Below are 7,865 nucleotides of genomic sequence, written 5' to 3'. Positions count from 1 at the left end.
CACTCAACCTCCTTATCATCTTCTATCCTTATCTTATCACATCCGGACTTCTATGAAAAGAGCTATAAGTAGGCCAGTGCCCCTATGATGTCATCCCAGTGTCAAGCACATAGCTGTACGAACGTTGTAGTTTAGGAGCAATTCCCACCAGTGGGCCAGTGCCCAGACACTGGTTCTATGCAACTTAATTAAAAACGTTTGTTTTAGCGTAAGACAACTACCTTTAGCTCATCAGCTCAGTTATAAGCAAAATTTCTGGATTCCAGACTGGAATGACACCATTTGCTGTGCAATTTACCTTCAAAAATGAATGTTCGTACAGCTATGTGTCAAGCACTGGGATGACACCATTCTTTTTTCTGGATTCCAGTGTCTGGGCACTGGAATGACACCCCCCTGATAGGCTCAAATCATAGTGTTTGTACAGTTGTGGGTTTAGGCTACCTATAAATTCTAAACTGTTGTTACGTATTAGGACCACCAAATACACCCCCAGGACCCAAAGTCAGTTTAGCTATATCAGAAAACAGGTTATGTGGAAATCTTAAAATACTTCTTGTTCGCCAAGCAAAATAAATACATTCCTACAAACAAGCAGATGCTCAATACTGACACATAAGAAAACTTAAAAATTAAATCTCTAATGTATATTGATAAGCATTTACCTGCAGAAAATTTGTATAGTAATCCAACACATACAACGGCACTATCAACCACTGATGCTATAATTAAAGTAATGAAATTTGCCATATGAAAATTCAACTTGGACTTCAATTTTTCAAAAATAATTATGCTTGAGAGAAGAGATACTAAAATTGCAGTATATGAAATCAATATCATCAAATTAAAACTTTGCCATTTAAAAACACAACATAGCGCTGTACACACTATTAAGTTGTACGTAGCTTTGCTTCTGCCATAAAATTCAACCATTGAATTTACAACTAAAGCAGCTCCCACAAATAAGGCAGCACATATCATCAATTTATTTGAAGTGTTGAGTAAAGAAAGACTGATAAACAGGAGTATCGATAAAATAGACATAATTACCTACCCAAAATTAATAACATACATTCATTCTAAATAAACATTACATATAGTAAAAGAGTTATTTAGCATAATAAGAAAAATATTTTATATTAGCATGCCACATCTTTCAGATCTACTTTTAAAACATCCTTTATGTTTAGCACCTTTTTCTCTGTTACTTTGCCAATACATGAATAAACTCCACCTTCAAACAATTCTTCAAACCTCTTCTGATTTTGTGGTGCAATAGTAACCAAAATTCTACTTTGCGATTCAGAAAACATTATTATCTTGTTTATTATGTCTGTATTTTGTATTTTTCCTATTGGCACTAGTGAAAGATCGATTTCAGCACCAAGGTCTCCTGCAATTAGCGATTTTGCCAGAGCAATAACTAATCCGCCTAAGTTTGGTGCAATTGCAGAGGCAATTATGCCATCTTTTATTGCCTGGTTGTAACGCTCATACAACTTCCTAGCGCTCTTTGCATCAACTTTTGGTACGTTGTTATTACCTATTCCACTATATAACTGATATTCAGATCTACCAAGTTCATCAAGTGTTTCTCCAAGCACATATATCAAGTCCCCTGGCATTTTTACATCAAGCGATACCGCATTTTCAATATTTTCTATAATTCCAATTGCTGAGATGAGTAATGAAGGTGGTGCAGAGATTATCACTTTCTCGCCATTTTCATCATATCCCTTGAAGTCATTGAACATACTGTCTTTTCCGGATATGAATGGTGTTTTAAATGCAGTTGCGAAGTCGTAACAAGCCTCTGCAGCTTTCTTTAGTTGCCACAACCTTTCTGGATTATAAGCATCACACCAGCAAAAATTGTCGAGCAACGCTAGATGATTTATATTTCCTCCTGCGGCTACATAGTTGCGTATCGCGGTGTCAATTGCACATGCTGCCATGTGGTAGGTGTCAATTTCTCCATAACTTGAGCCAAATCCTTGCGATTTTACAACACCTTTATTTGAAGAAAGAACAGGCCTTGAGACAATAGCTTCGCTGCACATTCTTCCCTTGCCTTGCAGTGGTTTTAACACTGACGATCCTTGAACCTCATGATCATATTGCACCACTATGAACTCTTTACTGCAAATGTTTGGTCTGCTTAACATTTCTTTTAATTCAATTTCTAAAGAAGGCGAACTTGTTGTCATTCCAGCGCGTAGCGCTGGAAGCCCCTTAGACCACGGCTTTGTCTGTAAATGCATTTTAGGATTACCATCATGCAGAAATTCAGTTCCGATATCCATTATTACTGTCCCTTTAGGACATTTAACAACGGCTTTACCACTCTCATTAAACTCTCCAATCACACAAACCTCCACATCATGTTTTTTCATGATTTGCTTAAACATAGGGAGATTTTCTTCTGGCACTGCTAAGGTCATTCTCTCTTGTGATTCTGATATCCATATTTCCCACGGAGCCATACCATCGTTTTTAAGGAGAACCTTGCTCAAATCAACTTCAAATCCGTCTTTTCCCATTTCACCAATAGACGACGACAGCCCACCTGCTCCATTGTCCGTTATTGCATTATAAAGACCAAGATCTCTTGCTTTTATGACGGCATTGGATAGTTTTTTTTGTGTTATAGGGTCACCAATTTGCACAATCGTTGAAGGGCTGTTTCCCGATAAAGCCTCTGAAGAAAACGTTGCGCCGTGAATTCCGTCCCTTCCAACTCTTCCACCAATAATTACGATTTTATCGCCATTTTTTGGTCCTTTAATGTGAGAAGGTGCGTTATTTATGTTGCGCGGAATAATTCCGACACTGCCAACAAAAACCAGCGGCTTGCCACAAAATCTATCGTCAAAATATACCGATCCAAGTTGTGTTGGAATACCAGAGCAATTACCAGCAACATTAACACCATGGATCACTTTTTTCATTATATATTTTGGCGGTAAGATCTCATCAGTGCGCTCTTTATCCCTATAAAATTTGCCTTTTGCTTCTTTGGCAAAGCAAAAGTAATAGGTATTCATTATAGGCTCCGCGCCTTTCCCGAAACCAACTATATCACGATTTACTCCAAGTACGCCAGTCATTGCTCCACCAAATGGATCAAGAGCTGAAGGGCTATTGTGGGTTTCAACTTTATCTACAATCAAGTAATCGTCATCAAAAATTATTCCTCCTGCGTTGTCAGAGAAAACTGACACACATATGTCAGAATTTATCTCACGCGTTGCACGCTTAATATAGTGAGCATATAGACCGTCTTTTATTTCATCAATAGGGGAGCAAAAAATATTGTGTTTACAATGTTCAGACCAAGTCTGTGCCAGAGACTCAAGTTCGATATCATATGGATTTCTGCCAAGTTTATTGAAGTAATCCTTTATATCCTTCATTGCTGCAAGGGAGAGACCTAAAGTGCCATTGCCATCGATTCCATCTCTACTAATTTTTTCAAGCTCTTGGTCACTTACATTGAGGTCAACAGACTTAGCCCCATTACTACTTGATGTCATCCCAGTGCTCTCTTCTGTCATCCCAGTGCTTGACACTGGGATCCATTCTTTTTTTTCCTGGTCACGCGCTGGAATGACACCGGAGTGGGTATCTCCAGCTCTCCCTTCTGTCATTCCTGTTTCCCCCTCTGTCATTCCAGTGCTTGACACTGGAATCCAGTTTTCATTATACAATTGCTTGAAGTTTTCTGGATCCCAGTGTCTGGGCACTGGGATGACACCTTTTAATTTACCGTAATGCCTCCAATAGCAATTGCCGTTTTCTTTATAAACAAGAATGCAATACTCAGTGATAGGATTAAATTCTTGTTTTATATCATCTTCAGTTGCTTGACTTAGAATCAATTTTGAACTTCTTGCTTTTATACAAACATTTTCATCAATGTAGTCCTTGTTTATTAAATATTCTCTAACAATTTGTTTCACTGTGTTGCCTACATTATCGGTCATGCCAGGTAAGAAGCTTATTTCCAAGCCCCACTTTGCTTGTGGTTCTATGAAATCATACGGAACTTCTTCAAGGTTTTCATTGTAGGAATAATAACGGCAGTCTTGTATGACTTTATTATAAAATAGCCCGCAAATTTCTTCATATAATTTGGATGGTAATCCTTTGCGTATGTAAATCGAGTAAACGTTGACTAACCATCTACGGCCAATTTGCTCGCATTTATTTAAAACTTCTATTCTAATGTTTGCCATGTAATGTTATAAAAAATTTTAATATATAATAGCATACAAGCACGTTTATATTTTGAATAATTTCTATACAATAAAATATTGTATTAATTGTTACTGTTAGTGGGAAGAGTTTTTACCGTTAATGTGGATGAATCTCTTTTTGATGTGCTGGTTCAGCACATATTTTCTGAATATGAAAGAGAAAAAATTCCTGAAGTAAAAATCATACTTCCTTGCAAGAGGGATGTGATAGCGCTGCTGAGTGCATTCAAGAATCATAACGCTAAAAAATGCATAATTTTGCCAGAGATAGTTTCGCTAGAGAATATTGATGAGGAAGATTTAATATTAAATCTTGATAGGGTTAAAGTTATCAAGCCAACAAAAAGGACACTGCTACTCATTCAATTCATATTGGAGTGGAATAGAAAAAATAATGATAATTTTCCAATTGATTTAGCTTATAGCCTGCCATCACTGCTTGATAAAATTCAATCTACCCAAACAACGGATTGTTATCAATTTGATGAACATTCAAAAAAAATAGAGAATTTCATAAGCTTACTCACTGAGACTTGGAGTAAAACTTTAAAAGATTTAGAAGTAGTAGATATATTAAAACATAAGAGTGATTACATAAACAATATGATAATCTCTTTACAAAAAGACCAACATATAATCTTTGTTGGAATTGGAAAGGATAAGTCGTTAATTAAGGCTATATATGACCTGCCGTTTGGAGAAATAATTTTGCCTAACCTGAATTTGAAAATTAAAGAGAAAGACTGGAAATTGCTTGATAAAAAACACTATCAATATTGTCTGAAAGATCTGCTAGGTTATTTAAGTATAGGCAGAGAGGATGTAAGTTTTCTGCCAGAAGCGTGTTCTCCAGTGCCCAGACACTGGGATCCAGAAAACTTAACTTTAAATGAGCGCACCAGGTGGCTGTATAATGAAAACTGGATCCCAGTGTCAAGCACTGGGATGACAGAAGAAAGGGCTGGGATAACAGGAAGTCCTGAGGAATATCTAGATTACGTCTTTGATACAACTGCCGATCTAAGCAAAGTTAGTAGTGGACATGTTGGCAATATTGAAGTCATCACTTGTGATTCCAGAGAGGAAGAAGCACAAGTGACATCATTAATTATAGAAAATGAAGGTTATGAAAACATTTCTTTGGTCGTCTTTGATAAATTACTTGCAGCTCGTATAGCATGTTTATCAAGGCAACACAGTGCCATACCGGAAAATTACCCTTATATAACGCTTCTGCTTTATAGTATCGAAGTTTTGACCTCAAATTGGAGCAGTGTGTCATTACTTTCGCTCCTTAAACATAGGCTAGTGACTTTTGGTTACACTCAAGAAGAGTACACTCGGATTTTATCTGAATTTGAAATAGAGATATTACGCAACTTTAGTACAAATGGCCTGAGCGATATTATAAATGCTATCAATGCCCATAAAAAGCTAAAACATAAAGAAGATATATTACTTATTATCAATAAGTTAGAGGCTATATTTAATCCTTTGCTTAATTCTATAAATTACTCTATTTCTGATGTGGTAGCAACTCATTTGCAGTGTATTAATATATTATCTGGTATAAATTTTTCAGAGCTAAATAGTGAAATAGGTAATTTCACCTGTAATTTCTTGAATGCATGTGAGGGTGTAGAAATTAAGTGCTCCTTAGAGTTATATAGCCAAATTCTGACCTTATTTTTAGAGAAAGAGTTTTTCTCTGTAGCAAGTGACTTGAATAAATTCAGCTTATATCACAACAAAGTTGTAATACTTGCTGGATTTAATGAAGCGCCAAGCTTTCAAAATCCGCTTTTGAATGCATTTACGAGAGAAAAATTTAATCTTCCTTCCGTGCAAGAAGAGCAGGGGTATTTTTTTTATACTTTACACAATTTGTTTTGTGCAAGTAAGGTTTATATTACAAGATCGCTAAGCCATAGAAAGCCAATTCTATTGCAGCGTTTGGAAATTCTGCTCAAGGAGGGGAAGCAGCCGTATCGTGATTGGCTAAGGATATTAAATACGCCTGAATGTATTGTTCCATGTACTCAGCCTATGCCAAAACCTCAAACCGAAGTTAGAAAAGAAAAAATGCAGGTGATGTCTTGCAGTGCAATAGAAAAGCTAATTCGTAATCCTTATTCATTTTACGTTGAATATATACTGGGTCTTAAACAATTAAGAGACTTGAATTTTAAGCCATCGATATTGGAATTTGGCACTATGGTACACAACATTCTTGCAAGATATTTACGCAACAAAAAATCTCCAATGAGCATTGCACGAGAAGCATTTTCGACTAGTCAGTTTAATTTTTCAAATATGTGGTGGGTAAGACTACAAAAGATAATTCAATCTTTTGTCGAATTTGATGAAACTCGAAGCAATTATGTTGAGTTGGAAAAGAACTTTTCCTGTCCGATATTTCATATTCCAGCGCGTGACACTGGTTCTTGTGATCAGTATGAAACTGCTTGGATGACAAATAAGCCACAAGAAATTTCACTGATAGCAAGATGTGATAGAGTTGAGTATCTACCAAGTGGGCAAGTGGCAATTATAGACTATAAGCTTGGTACACCACCTTCCAATGAAGAAGTAATGTCGGGATTTTTTCCGCAATTAATTTTACAAGCCTTAGCGGTAGAACATATAACAAAAAGAGAAGTCTCAGAACTTGCTTATTGGAAACTTGATTATGATAAAATAAAAGTTATTTCTATACAAAATTATAGATACAAAATGCAAGAATTAAAAAATGATCTGCCTGGTTTTTTATCTAACTATTTAAGTAATTCCATACCCTTTATTGCCTCTCCATATTTTGATAAATTCCTGAGATTTAACAGCTATAAACAGCTAGAAAGGGTAGGAGAGTGGTTGTAAATGGTGTCATCCGAGTACCTGACACTGGTTTCCATCCAAAAGGGTGTCATCCCAGTGCCCAGACACTGGGATGGCTTTGTTGCATCACACTTTATGAGATGGTGATTTATGGTAAATTCATGTAACTATCTCAAATTTAGCCATACCAATATCAGTGAATTTATTAAGCAAATAGCATTTGATTAGCAGTTCTTTTTCTCGATTTATCTCAGATTTATTCCTAAAACTAAATCCGAATATTTGCTTTAATCTTGAGAAAAACCCTTCAATATAAGATCTTTTCCCATAATTTACTTCTTTTTTCCATTCTTTCATGCCATCTTCACCGTATAATTTTATTAACCTAATAGCAGCATTCCTGTCAGACATATAATCTATTTCTGGATGTTCTGCCGCATTGTTTATTGGTGGAATTTTTGTCTTTATATCATATTCGTTACACAACTTATAAAACTTGTGCCTATCACATGCTCTATCTGCATATAGTGCTTTTATGGCATGCTGAAAATCAACTTCTTTTAGCAAATCACAAGCTCCATAGTGATCAGAGTAGACACCGTTACTGTATTTTACAGCTATGGCTTTTTTGTTGTTTATATTCAACATTACGTGCAATTTTCTCGTTTGCTCATAGCCACGATATTTTCTGTCAGTGCTATTTTCCTTGCTGTGTGTTGTTGTATATACTAATTCCTGTACTGTCTATAGCAATTTCGATATCTTCCATATTAT

Annotated in this window: 3 protein-coding genes and 1 pseudogene; 1 reads left to right on the top strand and 3 read right to left on the bottom strand. The window is 36.0% G+C overall.

All coding sequences use genetic code 11. The features are described from left to right. Positions 1-531: 531 nt before the first annotated feature. Both ACIPNH_RS04785 and ACIPNH_RS04780 read right to left on the bottom strand, forming a co-directional pair. A complete protein-coding gene (locus ACIPNH_RS04785; RefSeq protein ID WP_006279733.1) occupies positions 532-1,044 on the bottom strand; it encodes a hypothetical protein in 513 nt (170 codons plus the stop codon). A gap of 95 nt (positions 1,045-1,139) precedes the next feature. Beyond that, positions 1,140-4,235 carry an AIR synthase-related protein gene (locus ACIPNH_RS04780; protein ID WP_400771997.1) on the bottom strand — a complete coding sequence of 1,032 codons (3,096 nt, stop codon included), beginning with the start codon at positions 4,233-4,235 and terminating at the stop codon, positions 1,140-1,142. Positions 4,236-4,334: 99 nt separating this feature from the next. Here ACIPNH_RS04780 and ACIPNH_RS04775 point away from each other — a divergent pair, with 99 nt between their 5' ends. Further along, complete coding sequence (locus ACIPNH_RS04775; protein ID WP_400771999.1) at positions 4,335-7,133, top strand: WPE palindromic element domain-containing protein; 2,799 nt, start codon at positions 4,335-4,337, stop codon at positions 7,131-7,133. 117 nt (positions 7,134-7,250) lie between these two features. Here the strand turns inward: ACIPNH_RS04775 and ACIPNH_RS04770 are convergent. After that, positions 7,251-7,865, bottom strand: a pseudogene (locus ACIPNH_RS04770) (transposase); the annotation flags it as partial.

The sequence above is a fragment of the Wolbachia endosymbiont of Drosophila barbarae genome, from assembly GCF_044752445.1.
Lineage (GTDB): Bacteria > Pseudomonadota > Alphaproteobacteria > Rickettsiales > Anaplasmataceae > Wolbachia > Wolbachia pipientis.
This window is presented reverse-complemented; position numbering and strand designations above follow the sequence as displayed.